The sequence below is a fragment of the Pseudomonas sp. IT-P395 genome (assembly GCF_949767675.1).
GTDB lineage: Bacteria > Pseudomonadota > Gammaproteobacteria > Pseudomonadales > Pseudomonadaceae > Aquipseudomonas.
The window spans coordinates 163,128-177,918 of sequence record NZ_CATKPW010000033.1 but is presented as its reverse complement, the minus strand read 5'-3'; the positions used below and the strand labels follow the sequence as shown (position 1 = coordinate 177,918).

Genomic DNA, 14,791 nt, shown 5'->3' with positions numbered 1-14,791 from the left:
TTAGGATTCATGCGATTTCAAATATTTTGCCAGGCTTAAAAAGTCATGGGTTTCTTGAAAGGAGTAGGTAGATGACTAATGCTGTTGTCTGGTATGACCATGGTTCTTTATCTGTCTGGGCGGCAGCCGATTCGCTGCTGACCGCTATATCGAAGAATGCCGATCACACCTCAATCAGTAGGGTCACGGATCAGGCAATGAAAGTATTGCGATTGAGAGTGGGCGCCTGGGGTGTCACTGAGTACACTGTTGCGGCTGGGCCTATGATTAGCTACGACGTCGGTATGGTGTACGCTGGAGCGGTAACACCCGCGCTCATGACGTACTCCGCAGCGTCAATGATGCTGGATAATTTGCATCCGCAGACAAAAGACAATACACAAATAAGGACTCCAGACCTTCGCGCTGTTGCAGATCTTATACGACATCTATCTGAACGTTATACTAAAGACGCAAGCGTTGGGTATGCAGCGGGCAGAGCACCATTCTGCGAGTTTGTCATTTTTGGTATTGCCCCAGACGATATGCTCAACTCTCGTCCACTTGAGTGTTACTGGATACACCCGGAGTTCAATGGGAATGGGGAGTTTTCTCAAGTCGCTCAATCTATCGATCTTTTAAAGGGGGAGGTCGCTGTAATAGGTGATGATGCAGATAACCTCCGCGCAGAGATAAAGTCCCTACAGGACACCCCCAAAATTGAGGAGAAAGGTAGAGAACCTCGTTTAGCGCTAGAAACTCGTATGCGGGCTAGAAAGCACGATACTGTTGGCGGCACATTGCAGTTCGGAGTCATGAGTTCGAGAAGTTGCCGCTTAGAGCTCTTCGGCGCGATGCATGACCAATACGGTGATCCTGTGCAGAACTGGCTAGGATTTGATTTTCAAGAAGAGATAAATTCGATTCTGGGTATGCCAGTGAAAATTCCATCCTTGGATTAACGCGCGCTGATTGCCTTCATGCTACCGCGTATAACTCGTATATGCGTGGAGGGTCATTGAGGGTGCTAGCGCTCCGTAGTCCAGTCCCCCTTCCGGTGTCTGAGCCAGGGCCAAACAGCGCTGCCGCACGGCGGATTTCTTGTCTCGGGAGCGTGGCCGATACGTCTTGTAGCAAGAATCTAAGATTGCTTGCTTTATCTAGTAGATCCATTCCATTTGAATCGAGAATGTCTTTGGAACAAGCCTCGCCGCTCGTGGTTAAATTGCTCTTTGACTAGCAGGCAGCAGACGCGAGGGGCTGATGGGCAAGGATCAAGATTTAGAGGTCGCCGAGAAGGGCACGGACGCCAGTGGCCGCGAGCCAGTTTTAAACGCACCGCCTGAGGACGCTGATGACCAGGCCCAGGCGATTGCAGAGCACTGGCGCGGTGCCTGGAGCGATCTGAGTCGCACGGACGCCGTTGTCGCGCAAGGCCCGAGTTTTGTCCTGTGGCGTTATGAAAAAAACGGCTTCGAGAGCCCCGGTACGTTTTTCCCTGCCGAAGCGATTGACCAGACGATCCCGCACGCAGGGATGCGCGAAGCGCTGCGTGAATACCTGGCTGAGACCGACCATGCAAGCCACCTGGTGGCCGTCATCGTTTTACAAGGGGACGTTGGAGCTGCGATGTCGGTGATTCCAAAAACGGCTATCTGCAAACCGCAGGCTTGGTTTGAAATGACCAAGATTCGGAAGGCTTCGATCTCTGACAAGGTGTGGATCCCACTGCGCGCTGACCATACTCTGACGTCAGAGGGGGAGTACGGCTATGAAGGCCATCTGGAAGAGTATTTCGGCGTAGGCTCGGTCATGTTCGACCTTCAGCATCGCGACGAAATTTCTAAACTGGGTTGGGGCGACATTGGTGGTAACACCTTTGCCGGTGGTGAAGAATCGCATCGTGTATGGCCGAAAGAGAATGCCCACGACGCGTCAACAAGTCCGAGTCCCACTCTCAGTCAGCAGACTGACTCGGTCGTTAGCTTCCGTTTGCCATTCACAGACTTGAACGTGTCCTTAAACACTCGCCCAGCCAAACCTGCAGCTCCTCCCGAGCCAGTGTCTCCGGCGGAGCCCATCTTCGTCAAAACCTACTATTGGGCGGGTAACTGGGCCAGTCATCACTCTGATGCGGTAGGCACTGGACTGGTTATTGAGCAGAGCTTCGATGGTGCGGTGCCGAATGAGTGGCACCTGCATCAGGATTTCGTGATTTCGCTAGGCCTGCAGCGAGAAGGCGACGTTTGGTTGCGGCCAGTCGAGGGTTTCATGGAGGTCGTGAGGCTTAAGCGTGACGAGCAGGGTAAGCCTGTATTCCTCGAAGCGCGCACTGAGCACCTACGTGATTACCTGAGAGCTCGGGGCACGTACCTGCTGCTGAGTAGTTACCGAAGCCGCTCCCAGACCGTGTCGGATGCGTCCCATATCGGCTGGCCGTCCAGCGTCGTGCAAGAAGAGAAGGACGGAATTGCCTGGGAGGGCGTCAATTACGAGATCCATGAGGGCGGCAAGGCCTACGGCTCATTGACAGGTGTTTTCCATGTCTCTCATACAGACGTCGACACCGACGATGACGTGCCAAGGCTTGGGCTACCCGACGATGATTCTGTCGTGTCCAAATCTTGGTCTATCCAACACGAGGGAAGAAAGCTCCATTCCCTGAGTGGGTCGCTTTGGATGACTGAGGCTGTTGAGCCCGGGCGTGTGAGCGAAAAGGTAAAGGGCGAAACGCCGCTGACCAAGGTGGACTTCGCCATTAATGGCTCTGGCGATCGTGTCAGCGGGGACGAGCTCGCATCCACTGGTGGTTGGCTATGGTTCCGCCCGAGCGTCACCGCTCTTTTAGGCAGCTACCGGGGCTCTTGCCTGCGGTGGTACACCCGGGACACCGGCGCCATTGGGATCTCAAGCGGGGATAGCGTCCATTTCGGTCTGAATGCCCTAGGCTTTATCAATGTTTATGCCAAGGACATCGGCCAGCTTCCACCTTGGCAGCAACGTGTATGGGCGGGGGCAAACGTCGTTCCTGAGGGTGGAGTTTCGGAGGAGCTCTTGGCATCGCAGGCTAAAGCTCTTCCTGCTGCAACGAAAGCGCCTGAGGCGCGGCTGCGTCCGGCATATGACGAGGTCAATGCCACGTTCGAGAAAATCAGTGGAAAGCCGCTCTTCTCCCCACATCATGCGACGGATAACATTTTTAAACGTGTTCATCGGTTCCGGGCCCTGGAGAAAACTGGGGTGCTTGAGCTCGCAAAAGATCTAGCCAGGCTTACGGTTGAATCTCTCGATGGAGATGCGTTGACCTCTATGGGCGCGCAATCTGGGAAAACGAAGTCCGGGTCTATGAAACATTTGGAAGCTGGCTTGATGAAGCGGGGAGCAACCTTGGAGGAAGCGAGGGCGCTGACCAAGGTGTTGGTGGGAATCAATCAGCTTAGGCAAGCGGACGCACATTTGCCGTCCTCAGGATTTTCCGAAGCGTTTGATCTTGTAGGCGTCGATCAGCAGTCCGATACGGTGGTACAAGGGCGCCAGATGCTTGAGTTGCTGGTTGACTCTCTGGTGGGAATGACGAGAGTCTTTTCCCAGCCAGCCGTCAAAGGCAACTGACTTGGTTGACGATGAGGTGGTAAACAAGGTGCTGAGTGAGCTCGACATGAGCGAGGCGAACCTTGGGCATGGGATGTAGATATTGCACCCCTGTAACGTATTGGCTCCCTGGACTTGCTCATATGCTTCGAGCATCCGCTCTTTGGATAGAAGCTAAGAGCCCCTGTAGATGGTGGCATTTCGCCTCTTGGGGCATACTGTCTGCCTATGCAGTGAACAACAAGAGCGATGCGTTATGGCCGTAGATAGGAAATGGGAAGAAAAATTCGACTCTGATGAATTCGATGATTACAAAATGGCGTGGGTTGAAAAAGAGAGGCTCAGGCAAGAGAACTCTGACGCGGGATGGATTTATATCGGGATGGACACAAGATCCCCGGATAGAGCTAAGATCGGCCTAACGACTGGAAGGTTAGCTACTAGAGCTAGCAGTAGCCACAATCCCTCTTACGTACCGTACTATGCCTTCAAGGTTAAAGAAGGTGTTTGCAGCAAGCAGATAAACGAAATCGAAGCGCTAGCCATTTCAATGCTTGAGACTAAGTATGAGCGCGTCCCTCATGAAGGGTCAGGCGTCGCGTCTGAATGGTTTAAGGTAAGTCCAGATGAACTCAAAGAAGAAATAAATGAGTTTTTGTGTGAGAGGCATATGGGATCTATGCTTGGCTATCGTTGTTCTGATCGAGATATGGATGTGATCCACTCCTGGGGGAATGATCGCATATTGAATGGCGGTCGGAATATGCCATATGAGGCAAGTGATCGTAGTAATCCTCCGGTAGCTTTTGAATGCTACATGCCTGGTGGATGTGGCGCTGCTGATTGTGATTGTTTTGAATAGTTTGAATTTTTAGTTTGTATCATAGATGAGCTGCGTCTATAAGGAGATTCACGTGCCAGAGACAAATGATAATGCATCGAATCACGGAATATATTCTGTACTCCATCGGCTGGTAGGGATTGTTGGGTGGATACTTTTTGTTCCGGTTTTTTCGATGCTCACTTTAATCGGTTTTTACATTTGGTCTGTTTTTGACCGTTCCAGCAATTCTTTGGCAGCCGCAGGAGATATTAAGGAGATGTTGGCCACGTTTTGGCAAAATGTGAAGCCAATAGCTGTAGATATCTTAACCTCTGTTGTGCCAATTTTGATTTTGTTGGTGGTGGTGGGGCTGTTGAAATGGGCTTCTCCAGAGAAGTGGTTTAATGCTGAAAATCTTAAAGATAACTTGCCTTCGGTAATTGCGCTGATTGTTATTGTGACTGTGTGTATTTTGGCCGTTTCTGGGAACACAATACCGCACACGTTGAATAGTATCGGACTGGTTGTAATTGGCTATTATTTTGGAAAGGTTAAAGCTTAGGCCTCTTTTGAAAAGAAATGTTTATCCTGGCCTTTTTTACAAAGCCCGAAGTCGATCCGGGCTTTCTTAAAAGGCATATTTTAGATGGCGTAACCTTTAAGGGCTGGGCAGGACTATTGCTGAGGCGTTAACGATCTTATAGATGGTAGCCGAAGCCATTTCCGAACGGATCATGTTTACAGTGGGGTGCCCGTTAGGAGAGGTTGCTCACTCAACTTCATGGCAACCACCGACGTTTCGCCAACTTTCAAGGTCTATTGGCAGATCGTGCATACCGGCATGGAAGCTGCCAAGAAGAAAGGTCTACGAGGTGGATTCGAGATGTCGACGTCTGAGCTCGGCACTCTCTGGAAGGATGAAACAGCCTTGTACATCGGCACCCACACCATTGAATGCTTCATCGTGAAAGACAACTACTGTGCTGCTCAAAGTGGCCAGTTTGTCGTGGACATCAAGGCTTGATGTCAGCTGAGACTCAGCCCTGCGCCTAACCCCTTCCTGCGACGCACCCATACCCTGTTCTATTGCCTGCCTTCTCCTCGTGTTGGTAGCGGGAGGGTCGGCTGCGCTTCCTGTCGGTCGCATGCATGCAAGATCTGTCTGTCCATCTGTGTGCATGGCGAGATGTGGATTTGTGTCCACATATAGTGAGTAGCGCTGATGAACGATGCCTCGGGTCTGGTGACCTTCAAGTTCGCCCTGGTGGCCGCCATCACGGGCGTGTTCTCGCTGACCAGCGCCAGCCTCACCTTCGTCGTGGTGGCGCTTGGTGGGTTGGCGGTCGGCGTGGCATTGAGCTGGCTGGTCGGGCGTTTGCGGGCGTGGATGATCGCTCGCGGTTGGGACGATCCCGCGACGCACGTTGTGTTCATGTTACTGCTGCCGTTCGCCGCTTACGTGTTGGCTGAGCGTCTTGGTGTCTCGGGCATTCTCGGCCGTGGCAGCGGGGATGATGCAGAGCTGGCTTGATCTGCTGCCGCGGCAGACCAGCACGCGCTTGCTCAATCGCAGCGTCTGGTCGCTGCTGGAGTTCGCTTTCAACGGTTTGATTTTCCTCCTGCTTGGCCTGCAATTGCCGGACATCATCAAAGCTGTAGTCAGCCATGAACCGACGCTGTGGCCGACGTTGTTCTATCGCTGCCTTGATGTGGTGGCGATTTTCCTCGCGCTGGTGTTGCTGCGGTTTATCTGGGTGCAGAGCATCTGGCGTTTGTCGGTGCTGCTGCGACGCTTGCGCGGCAAGGGCGAGCTGACGCAAGTACCGACCGCGCGCTCCTGTTGGTTGCTGACCGTCGGCGGTGTGCGTGGTGCAGTGACGCTGGCGGGTGTGATGTCGGTGCCAATGCTGATGGGGGCTGATGCTTTTCCCGAGCGTGATCTGCTGATCTTCATCGCCGCTGGGGTGATTCTGCTGTCGCTGATTTCAGCGTGCATCGCGCTGCCACTGTTGTTGCGCGGCATCGAGAAAAGTCCGGATGACAAGCGGCGCCAGGAAGTGCGCGACGCATGGCGTAAAACCGCAGAGGCGGCGATTCACGCGCTCGAAACCGAAGAAACTACCCCGCAAGACGCTGCTCAAGCCGCTCTTTCAGCCGAGCTGAAGGCGCGCATCATGTCCGAGTATCGCCATCAACTGGATGTTTTCAACGATTCCGCCGAAGCGCAGGCCTTGGCGTTCCAGATGGATCTGCTTGAGCGTCGCCTGCGCTTGAAGGCGCTGCGGGCGCAGCGCCTGGAGCTCTATAGTCTCAGTCGTCAGCATCAAATAGGTGATGACGTTCTCCGAGAAGTGTTGGCCGATCTGGATTTGAGTGAGGCCAACCTGGGGCAGGTCAAATAACCTGAGCTCGATAATCAATGGCGGGATAACTTTGCTTGGCCAAGCGTTTGTCCCGTTCACTGAGTTTCAGGTTGAAGGCAATCTCGAAGTTGCCGTGGGTCAGAAAATTTTGTGCCGGATAATGCATGATGGAAAGGCTGTCGTATTCTCCTCTGGAAGTAATGTCGCAACTGTCGAGGCGGAATAAATTAAGTTCAATTTCTTCATGGTTCCAGCCATGAGTTTCGCTGAAGTACTTGTACACCGCTTCTATATCCCAAGGAATATTGGCATCGGGATGCAGATGGGCATGATGAAACCCCAGTGCATGTCCGAACTCATGCAGCAGCGTGGCTTCAAATAGCGGGTTTTGCGGTTCAGTCTGAATGACCAGCGTAGGTTCTTCTTGATCGAGTTCCAACGCTTCGGTGCCGATTGCCGACCAGTTCGCTTCGCCGCTCAGGGCGATACGGATCTGCCCGTGGCCTTGTTCGACCTGGGCAAATGTCAGGCTGACAAAGGGTTCCCATTGGCGAATTATCCGTTCGACCCGGTAGGCGAGTTCATCGGACAAATCCTCCATGAACGAAAAAGTTACCGTGCTGGCGTTTTCCCATAACCGGTTGGAACAGACGATTGAACGCTTGTGACGTTCTCCCGAGGTGAAGTTGCGACTGCGCATTTTGACGAAAGGGTAATGGTGCATGATCAATATCCATATTGATTGACGAGGTGCTTATGGTGGTGCCCGGAAGTTTTTTTAATCGATAGGCTGTGATTGATAGTTTCAGTAACTGTTCATCTGAAGACTATCTTTGGAGAGGGCGGGTAGGAAGTCGGTAATTGCTTTGATATGTATCGCGGTGATAAAACCGCGCGCCAGATTGCCTGGCGCGGGCCAAATACTACTTATTGCTGACGGGTGATAAAGGCGCGAATCCGCTCGGCGGCTTCGACACATTCGGCCAGCGGCGCAACCAGCGCCATGCGCACACGCCCTGCGCCCGGGTTGACGCCATCGACATCACGGGACAGATACGAGCCCGGCACCACGGTCACGTGCTCCTGCTCAAACAGATCGCGGCAGAACGCGGCGTCATCACCTTGCACGTTCGGCCACAGGTAAAAGCTGCCATCCGGACGCTGCACGTCCATCACCGGGCTGAGGATCTCCAGCACCGCATCGAATTTCTCTCGATACAGCGCGCGGTTGGCGCGCACATGCACTTCGTCATTCCACGCCGCAACGCTGGCCAGTTGCGTTTGTACCGGCATCGCGCAGCCGTGGTAGGTGCGATACAGCAGGAAGCCTTTGAGGATGTCGGCGTCGCCGGCAACGAAACCGGAGCGCAGGCCTGGCAGGTTGGAGCGCTTGGACAGGCTATGGAACACCACGCAACGCTTGAAGTCCTTGCGGCCCAGTTCGACACAGGCTGTGAGCAGGCCCGGCGGTGGCGTTTGCTCATCGAAGTACAACTCGCTGTAGCACTCGTCGGCGGCGATCACGAAATCGTACTCGTCGGCCAGAGCGATCAGCTTTTTCAGGGTGTCGACCGGGATCAGCGCGCCCGTCGGGTTGCCCGGCGAGCAGAGGAAGAGGATCTGGCAGCGTTTCCAGATGTCTGGCGAAACGGCATCGAAATCCGGATTGAAGCCGTTTTCGTCGAGGCACGGCAGGTAGTGCGGCTTGGCCCCGGCGAGGAACGCGGCGCCTTCGTAGATCTGGTAGAACGGGTTAGGGCTGACCACCAACGCGTCGTCGCCACGGTTGACCACGGTCTGGGTGAACGCGAACAGCGCTTCACGGGTGCCGTTCACCGGCAGTACGTTGCGCGCCGGATCGATCCAGCCGCCAGGCACACCGAATCGCCGCTCGCACCAGCCGGCAATGGCTTCACGCAGCGCCGGAATGCCGAGGGTGGTCGGGTACACCGCCATCTGATCCAGGCTGTTAGCCAGCGCTTCAGCGACAAAGCTTGGCGAGCGGTGTTTCGGCTCGCCGATCGACAGGGCGATCGGGCGTTTTTCCGGGTTCGGCGTTACGGTGCCGAGCAGGGCGCGGAGCTTTTCGAACGGGTACGGCTGGAGCTGGTTCAGAGCGTTGTTCATTGGGGCTGGGTCTCTCGCAAAGCCATTTGAATCCGGGGCGCCATCAAATACTGATGCGCGACAATTTGATATCGGGTTCCTGATTGACGCTCAGTTGCTCAACGATCGCATCCTGCAAACGGCTGCACAGCAACGGGTCGGACAGCGGCTGGTTGTGAGCGTCGGTGATGAAGAACACGTCTTCGACCCGCTCGCCGAGGGTCGCAATCTTGGCGTTCTGCAGCGACAGGTCGAATTCGAGGAAAATCCCGCCGATCCGCGCCAGCAGTCCCGGGCGGTCGGGTGCGGTCAATTCCAGCACGGTCACCGGACGCTGGGCATCGTTGTGAATCGTCACCTGCGGCGCAAAGGCGAAATGCTTGAGCTGGCGCGGCACGCGACGCTGGATGATCGTCGGGTAGTCGTCCGGATTGCGCAGGGCTTCGGTCAGGCCTTCGCGGATCTGCTTGACCCGTGCCGGGTTGTCGCCGATGGATTCGCCTTCGTTGTCGAGCACGATGTAGGTGTCGAGGGTGAACTGGCTACTCGAGGTGATAACCCGGGCGTCGTGAATGTTCAGGTTGAGCTGATCCATTGCCGCCACGGTCACGGCGAAGAAGTCATGCTGGTCCGGCGCATAAATGAAGATCTGCGTGCCGCCCTCGAATTCGCGCTGGGTGGTTTCCTTGATCAGCACCAACGGCCCGCCATCGACCGGTTGCTGCAGGATTGCATCACTGTGCCAGGCCACGTCACCGGCGGTGTGGCGCAGGAAATAGTCATCGCCCAACTGCGCCCACAACTGCTCGACATCGTCCGGATCGGTGCCACCACGCACCAGAATATCCAGCGCGGCACTTTGGGTCTGGCGGATCTGTTCTTCGCGATCCACCGGGTTTTCCAGGCCGCGGCGCAAGGCACGCTTGGTCTCGGTATAGAGCTGGCGCAACAGGCTGGCGCGCCACGAATTCCACAGCGTCGGGTTGGTCGCGTTGATGTCGGCCACCGTCAGCACATAGAGATAGTCGAGGCGGGTTTCATCGCCGACAGCCAGGGCAAAGTCATGGATCACCTGCGGATCGGACAAGTCCTTGCGCTGCGCGGTGGTCGACATCACCAGATGGTTCTGCACCAGCCAGACAATCAGGCGGCTGTCCCACAGTGGCAACTGATGTCGCTGGCAGAACGCCTCGGCATCGACCGCGCCGATTTCCGAGTGATCGCCATGCCGGCCCTTGCCGATGTCGTGGTACAGACCGGCCATGTAGATCAGTTCGGGCTTGGGCAGTTTGGCCATGAGCTTGGCGGCCAGCGGGAATTTCTCCGAGACCTGGGTGTACTGCAATTTGCGCAGGTGTTTGATCAGGTTCAGCGTGTGCGCATCGACCGTATAGATGTGGAACAGGTCGTGCTGCATCTGCCCGACGATAAAGCCGAACTCCGGCAGGTAACGCCCGAGAATGCCGTAACGGTTCATCCGGCGCAGGTTGCGGTGGATGCCGATCTTGCACTTGAACAGCTCGATGAACAGGCTGGTGTTGCGAATATCGTTGCGGAAGTTGTCGTCGATCAGGTGACGGTGCTCGCGCAGCAGACGAATGGTGTCGGCGCGTACGCCTTTGATCTCCGGCTGCTGCGCCATCAGCACGAAAATCTCGAGCATGGCGAACGGCGTGCGGCGGAACACGTTGTCGTTGCGTGCCTCGATATAGCCGTCGTGGAGCTGGAAGCGCGAGTTGATCGGCTGCGGCGGCGCTTCGTCTTCCGGGGCGAGGATGACTTCCTCGAAGTGCTGGATGATCAGGTCGCTGAGCTGGGCGATGCTCATTACCACGCGGAAATACTGTTGCATGAAGTTTTCGACAGCCTGTTTGGCGTCGTCACCTTCAAACCCGAGCAGCCCGGCGATGGTGCGTTGATGATCGAACAGCAAGCGGTCTTCGGAGCGGCCCGCCAGCATGTGCAGGGCATAGCGCACTTTCCAGAGGAATTCCTGGGAGGAGGCGAGCAGGGCGTTTTCGCTTTCGACCAGGAAGCCTTCGCCGGCGAGGGCGCGCAGGTTCAGGGTGCCGTACTGACGCCGGGCCACCCACAGAATCGTCTGGATATCCCGCAAGCCGCCGGGCGAGCCTTTGACGTTGGGTTCCAGATTGTATTCGGTGTCGTTGTACTTGTGGTGACGGGCCTTTTGCTCGGCACGCTTGGCCAGGAAGAACTCCTTGGCCGGCCACATGTGTGCGGTGCTGGTGACGTCGAGCATGCGCTGACGCAGACGCTCGGGGCCGCAGATGGTGCGGCTTTCCATCAGGTTGGTGACGACGGTCAGGTCGGCGCGGGCTTCTTCGGCGCATTCATCGACCGAGCGCACGCTCTGGCCGACTTCCAGGCCGATGTCCCACAGCAGCGTCAGAAAACGCTCGATAGAGTCACGGAAAACTTCGTGATCGGCGCTGTCCAGCAGGATCAGCAAATCAATGTCGGAATACGGGTGCAACTCACCGCGGCCGTAGCCGCCGACCGCGACCAGCGCGATGTCGGCGTCTTCGCTCCAGGTGAACTGCTCCCAGGCCTTTTGCAGGATGTTGTCGACGAACCAGGCACGGTCTTCGATCAGACGGCGAATGTCGCGGCCATTGCGAAAACGCGTGTCGAGTACTTCGCGAGCCTGGCGGATCGCCTTCTTGAACGCCGCGATGGGACTCGCTTTCAGGGCCAGTTCAGCCTGGAACTGGCCGCGGTCGAAGAGTTCGGGATCCACCTGCGGCATCGATTGGCTTTCCTTCTATAAGGCTGGGAGCGTTGTGTGGATCAGGCCGAGACGCGCGGGATGGTGTCATCGGCGCGCAGGGTGAAGATCTCGTAACCGGTGTCGGTGACCAGCAGGGTGTGCTCCCACTGGGCCGAGAGCTTGCGGTCTTTGGTGATCGCGGTCCAGCCGTCGCCCAATACTTTGGTGTCGGCCTTGCCCTGGTTGATCATCGGTTCGATGGTGAAGGTCATGCCGGCCTTCAGTTCCATGCCGGTGCCGGCACGGCCGTAGTGCAGGATCTGCGGTTCTTCGTGGAAGACCTTGCCGATGCCATGGCCGCAGAACTCGCGAACCACCGAGAAGCCGTTCTTCTCGGCGTGCTTCTGGATGACTTCGCCGATGTCGCCGAGGCGGCAGCCAGGTTTGACGATTTCGATCGCCTTGTACATGCATTCCTGAGTGATCTGCGACAGGCGCTCGGCCCACACCGGCACTTCACCGACGTGGAACATGCGGCTGGTGTCGCCGTGGTAACCGTCTTTGATCACGGTGACGTCGATGTTCAGGGTGTCACCGTTTTTCAGCGGTTTGTCGTTCGGGATGCCGTGGCAGACCACGTGGTTGATCGAGGTGCAGATCGACTTCGGGTAGCCCTTGTAGTTGAGCGGGGCAGGGATGGCTTGCTGCACGTTGACGATGTAGTCGTGGCAGATCTGGTTCAGCTCATCGGTGGTGACGCCCGGTTTGACATGTTCGGCAATCATTTCCAGCACATCGGCGGCCAGTTTGCCGGCGACACGCATGCCAGCGATGTCCTCGGGGGTTTTGAGGTTGACGGTCATACAGGCTCTCTCTGCGCTCGGCGGCGCTTGCTGATACGAATAGGGTGGCAGGTGTGCGTTTTGCGACCCTGAAAAACGCGATTCTAACAGACGCACGGCGCAATTCAGCGCCCGCGTGCATCGCTTCTCTCTATACAATGGTGCGTTCGGGGCCGATTCCAAGGGGGCTGCGCCCATGTCCTTGGTGCGAATACAGATTCCGGGTTCCGTTTCTGCGCACCCTGTGGTATAAAATGCGCCGCTTTCCGGGGATACCCCGAAAAGCTTAAATCCACACACGTGTCGACACGATGACCTGGGTGCTTTTGGCTTTATGCCACTGGTTGGTCATTGGGATACGTGGAGGCCAAACCCGACTTATTAAGGAACTATCATGTCCCAAGTCAATATGCGCGATATGCTGAAGGCCGGTGTGCACTTCGGTCACCAAACCCGTTACTGGAATCCGAAAATGGGTAAGTACATTTTCGGCGCGCGTAACAAGATTCACATCATCAACCTTGAAAAAACCCTGCCAATGTTCAACGAAGCTCTGACTTTCGTAGAGCGTCTGGCCCAGGGCAAAAACAAGATTCTGTTCGTCGGCACCAAGCGTTCCGCTGGCAAGATCGTTGCTGAAGAAGCAGCACGTTGCGGTTCGCCGTACGTCGATCACCGCTGGTTGGGCGGCATGCTGACCAACTTCAAAACCATTCGTGCTTCCATCAAGCGTCTGCGTGACCTTGAGGTTCAAGCCGAAGACGGTACTTTCGCCAAGCTGACCAAGAAAGAAGCGCTGATGCGCTCCCGTGATCTTGAGAAGCTGGATCGTTCGCTGGGCGGCATCAAGGACATGGGCGGTCTGCCAGACGCACTGTTCGTGATCGACGTTGACCACGAGCGCATCGCGATCACCGAAGCCAACAAGCTGGGCATCCCGGTAATCGGCGTTGTCGACACCAACAGCAGCCCGGAAGGCGTTGACTACATCATCCCAGGCAACGATGACGCAATCCGCGCTATCCAGCTGTACATGGGTTCGATGGCTGACGCAGTAATCCGTGGTCGCAACAATGTTGCTGGCGGCACTGTAGAATTCGCAGCTGAAGAAACTCAGGCTGCAGCTGAGTAATTAACGCCCTGGCGTTGACTCAGTAAGCAAAAAGGGGGCTTGGCCCCCTTTTTGCCACCTCGAAAACCATTTGTCGGCGGCGCAGCTACAGCTTCTGTAACGTGCAGCAGCTACAACGTGGGGTTTGGGACGAATTGAACGCCCGTTCGATCGGGTGGAATGGTTGAAAACCTATCCAAGAGGAATTTGAAAATGGCAGCAATTACTGCAGCGTTGGTTAAAGAACTGCGCGAGCGTACCGGCGAAGGCATGATGGATTGCAAGAAAGCCCTGGAAAAGGCTGATGGCGACATCGAAAAAGCCATTGATGACATGCGTGCTTCGGGCGCAATCAAGGCTGCCAAAAAAGCTGGCAACGTTGCCGCTGAAGGCGCCATCGCTCTGAAAGAAGACGGCAAATCTGCTGTTCTGCTGGAAGTGAACTCGCAGACCGACTTCCTGGCTCTGCAGGACGACTTCAAGGCATTCGTTGCTGAAAGCATTGAAAAAGCTTTCGCTGACAAGCTGACTGATGTTGCTCCGCTGATCGAAGCTCAAGAAGCTGCTCGCCTGGTACTGGTCGGCAAGGTTGGCGAAAACGTCAACATCCGTCGTCTGGTTCGCGTAGAAGGCGACGTTGTTGGTGGCTACCTGCACGGCAACAAGATCGGTGTTGCAGTTGTTCTGAAAGGCGGTAACGTTGAACTGGCCAAAGACATCGCTATGCACGTAGCGGCCAGCAACCCTGAGTTCCTGCTGCCATCGGAAGTTTCGGCTGAAGCTATCGAACGTGAAAAAGCTGTGTTCCTGCAGTTGAACGAAGAAAAAATCAAAGGCAAGCCAGAAAACATTGTTGAAAATATGGTCAAAGGCCGTATCAGCAAGTTCCTGGCTGAAGCAAGCCTGGTTGAGCAGGCGTTCGTCAAGAACCCTGAAATCAAGGTTGGCGAACTGGCCAAGAAAGCCGGTGCTGAAATCGTTTCCTTCACCTACTTCAAAGTAGGCGAGGGCATCGAGAAGCCGGTCGACAACTTCGCTGAAGAAGTTGCTGCCCAGCTGGCTGCCGCCAAGCAATAAGACGGTTTTTCAACTGTCGCCCGAAAGAGGCTGCCCGCTCACGCGCGCAGCCTCTTTTCAGATGGGGTTGCCAATTTTTTATTGGTTTCCACTTGGAACTGACTTACAAAGCCATGTTCCGATGGCGCTGAAGCAGCGCCAAGCTAGAGTGAACGCCAGCTGTAAACAGCT

At 55.6% G+C, this 14,791-nt stretch carries 11 protein-coding genes and 1 pseudogene; 8 read left to right on the top strand and 4 right to left on the bottom strand.

Going from position 1 to position 14,791, the window contains the following annotated elements:
• Positions 1–71 precede the first annotated feature (71 nt).
• From ACM6IN_RS19540 to ACM6IN_RS19515, 6 genes and pseudogenes are all read left to right on the top strand, one after another.
• Positions 72–941, top strand: a complete 870-nt coding sequence (locus tag ACM6IN_RS19540) for a hypothetical protein (RefSeq protein WP_414916549.1) — start codon at positions 72–74, stop codon at positions 939–941.
• 301 nt (positions 942–1,242) lie between these two features.
• Positions 1,243–3,591 carry a hypothetical protein gene (locus ACM6IN_RS19535; protein WP_414916548.1) on the top strand — a complete coding sequence of 783 codons (2,349 nt, stop codon included), beginning with the start codon at positions 1,243–1,245 and terminating at the stop codon, positions 3,589–3,591.
• 235 nt (positions 3,592–3,826) lie between these two features.
• Positions 3,827–4,432, top strand: a complete 606-nt coding sequence (locus ACM6IN_RS19530) for a GIY-YIG nuclease family protein (RefSeq protein ID WP_186691122.1) — start codon at positions 3,827–3,829, stop codon at positions 4,430–4,432.
• Positions 4,433–4,484: 52 nt separating this feature from the next.
• A complete protein-coding gene (locus ACM6IN_RS19525; RefSeq protein WP_348751344.1) occupies positions 4,485–4,955 on the top strand; it encodes a hypothetical protein in 471 nt (156 codons plus the stop codon).
• A 138-nt stretch (positions 4,956–5,093) separates the two neighbouring features.
• Positions 5,094–5,417 carry a nucleotide-binding domain-containing protein gene (locus ACM6IN_RS19520; RefSeq protein WP_414916613.1) on the top strand — a complete coding sequence of 108 codons (324 nt, stop codon included), beginning with the start codon at positions 5,094–5,096 and terminating at the stop codon, positions 5,415–5,417.
• A 192-nt stretch (positions 5,418–5,609) separates the two neighbouring features.
• Positions 5,610–6,795 (top strand): annotated as a pseudogene (locus ACM6IN_RS19515) (cation:proton antiporter); the annotation flags it as partial.
• On the opposite strand, the gene ACM6IN_RS19510 reads toward ACM6IN_RS19515, so the two are convergent.
• From ACM6IN_RS19510 to map, 4 genes are all read right to left on the bottom strand, one after another.
• A complete protein-coding gene (locus ACM6IN_RS19510) occupies positions 6,788–7,480 on the bottom strand; it encodes a M12 family metallopeptidase (RefSeq protein WP_414916547.1) in 693 nt (230 codons plus the stop codon). The pseudogene ACM6IN_RS19515 and the gene ACM6IN_RS19510 sit on opposite strands and share 8 nt — an antisense overlap.
• A gap of 203 nt (positions 7,481–7,683) precedes the next feature.
• A complete protein-coding gene (gene dapC / locus ACM6IN_RS19505; protein ID WP_007908859.1) occupies positions 7,684–8,883 on the bottom strand; it encodes a succinyldiaminopimelate transaminase in 1,200 nt (399 codons plus the stop codon).
• 43 nt (positions 8,884–8,926) lie between these two features.
• A complete protein-coding gene (locus ACM6IN_RS19500; protein ID WP_007908858.1) occupies positions 8,927–11,629 on the bottom strand; it encodes a [protein-PII] uridylyltransferase in 2,703 nt (900 codons plus the stop codon).
• Positions 11,630–11,670: 41 nt separating this feature from the next.
• Positions 11,671–12,453: a type I methionyl aminopeptidase gene (gene map / locus ACM6IN_RS19495; RefSeq protein ID WP_007908857.1), complete on the bottom strand. Its 783-nt coding sequence runs from the start codon at positions 12,451–12,453 to the stop codon at positions 11,671–11,673.
• A gap of 373 nt (positions 12,454–12,826) precedes the next feature.
• Between map and rpsB the strand changes: the two genes are divergently transcribed.
• Positions 12,827–13,564, top strand: a complete 738-nt coding sequence (gene rpsB, locus ACM6IN_RS19490) for a 30S ribosomal protein S2 (RefSeq protein WP_003222119.1) — start codon at positions 12,827–12,829, stop codon at positions 13,562–13,564.
• A 192-nt stretch (positions 13,565–13,756) separates the two neighbouring features.
• A complete protein-coding gene (gene tsf, locus ACM6IN_RS19485; protein WP_007908856.1) occupies positions 13,757–14,620 on the top strand; it encodes a translation elongation factor Ts in 864 nt (287 codons plus the stop codon).
• Positions 14,621–14,791: the final 171 nt, after the last annotated feature.